This is a genomic window from Ideonella azotifigens, assembly GCF_006519715.1.
In the GTDB taxonomy this organism is placed as follows: Bacteria; Pseudomonadota; Gammaproteobacteria; order Burkholderiales; family Burkholderiaceae_C; genus Ideonella; species Ideonella azotifigens.
Genome location: NZ_VIDT01000987.1, coordinates 1 through 1,553 on the forward strand (window position 1 = coordinate 1; position 1,553 = coordinate 1,553).

Below are 1,553 nucleotides of genomic sequence, written 5' to 3' on the forward strand. Positions count from 1 at the left end.
CGGTTTGCGGCCGGACCAGCTGCAACTGCTGCAACAGCCCTTCCAGCAAGGCACGGCCGCCGCGGCCGAAGGCCACGGCCTGGGCCTGTTCATCGTGCGCACGCTGTGCGAGCAAAGCGGCTTTCGCTTGCGCGTGGCCTCGCGCGTGGGGCGAGGCAGCGCGTTCTGCGTGTGGGTGCCGCTGGGGCCGGCCGGCGAGCCAGGCCCACAGCGCAGTGTCCCCTTTACTTCTTCGTGAAACGCACGACGGTGGTGCCGCTGTTGTCCGAACAGAATTCGTCCGTGATGTAGCCCCACACGCTGTCGTTGGGGGCGGTGACCTCGATCGTCTTCTTGACATTCGGCTTGGCGACCATGGCCTTCTCGTATTGGAAGTCGCTGCCGAACAAGCTCAGGTTGACCTCGGGTTGCGGGCAGTAGCCAATGGTCGGGCAGAGGTCCACCGTGCTCGACAACACCGTCATGCTCCAGGTACCAATGGGCAGGGCGATGCGCGGGAAAACGTTGTACGTGCCGCCTCCGGCTTCGATGCAGTGGGCATGTGCATCGATCGTGAGGTCGAGGTGCGTGCTGGCTTGCGCGCTCGCGGCGAAGACGATGAGGCCGAAGCTGGCAGCCTTGGCCAGGCGCTTGGTACGTTGCAGGTGAATGATGTTCATGATGGTTCTCTCCTTGGGTTTCTGTGCAAGGCCCCTGTTGATGAGGCCGATGTGTGTGCCTTGCGCGGACGGTGCCGGCGAGGTGCCGATGCATCAGGCACAGCTGCACGATAGGAGTTCGTCCGCGCCGCTCACATCAGGTAAGCGCCGTAGTTGCGACCGGGCGAGATCCCCCAGAAGGGGGGCTCAGCGCCGCAGGTCGGCGTCGGTCAGCGTCTGCAGGAAGGCGACGATGGCGGCGATCTCGGCGTCGTCCAGCGCCGGTTTGTCGCCCACATGGCGGTCGAATGGCGGCTCGGTGTTGACGTTGCCGTGAAAGGCTGGCGGCAGGTCGTCGAACTTCTGCCCCGGTGGGTAAAACTCGGCCGGGTGCGTGTCCCGCCGGGCGTAGAAGCGAAGCACTTCGTCCAGTGTGTGGAACTGGCCGTTGTGGAAGAAGCTGCGGCGCAGCGCCACGTTGCGCAGCGAGGGCGTGCGGAACAGGCCGCAGTAGGCCGGGCGGTCCTGGAAGTCGGTGCGCAGCGGGCCGCACAGGCCGAGGTCGAAGAAGCGCGGGTCGGCGTTGGCCGGCAGCGTGCGGTTGCGTGGCACGCCGAGTGCGATCAGGCCGAAGTCGGTGAACAACGGGAAGGCGCCGTCGGGGGTCTTCTGGCTCAGGTGGCAGGCCGCGCAATTGCCCTTGGCCGGGTCGTTGAACAGCGCGAGGCCACGGGCCTCCTGCGCCGTCAGCTGGGCCTTGCCGCGCAGCACTTCGTCATACCGGCTGCTGTACGGATAGAACTCGGCCGGCGACTGCTGGAAGACCTCCAGCGCCAGCAGCGCGGCGTCGAAAGCGCGGGCGTCGTCGGCCATCGCTTCCTCGCCAAAAACCTGCTTCAGCCGCGCCGCCTGCGC

The 1,553-nt window shown here is 66.6% G+C and carries 3 protein-coding genes; 1 reads left to right on the top strand and 2 read right to left on the bottom strand.

What is annotated here, in order from left to right:
- On the top strand, positions 1–238 hold a 238-nt coding region (locus tag FKP22_RS29920), incomplete at its 5' end, for a sensor histidine kinase (protein ID WP_141291857.1).
- On the opposite strand, the gene FKP22_RS29925 is transcribed toward FKP22_RS29920, so the two are convergent.
- Together FKP22_RS29925 and FKP22_RS29930 are read right to left on the bottom strand one after the other, a co-directional pair.
- Entirely contained in the window at positions 225–659 is a 435-nt protein-coding gene (locus FKP22_RS29925) for a hypothetical protein (RefSeq protein WP_141291858.1), read from the bottom strand. The genes FKP22_RS29920 and FKP22_RS29925 overlap by 14 nt on opposite strands.
- 186 nt (positions 660–845) lie before the next feature.
- Positions 846–1,553: cytochrome-c peroxidase (locus FKP22_RS29930; protein WP_141291859.1), on the bottom strand; the 708-nt coding region annotated here is incomplete at its 5' end.

Coding starts and splice junctions, on each gene's coding strand:
- FKP22_RS29925 (WP_141291858.1), bottom strand. CDS start 659: ATGAACATCATTCACCTGCAACGTACCAAGCGCCTGGCCAAGGCTGCC.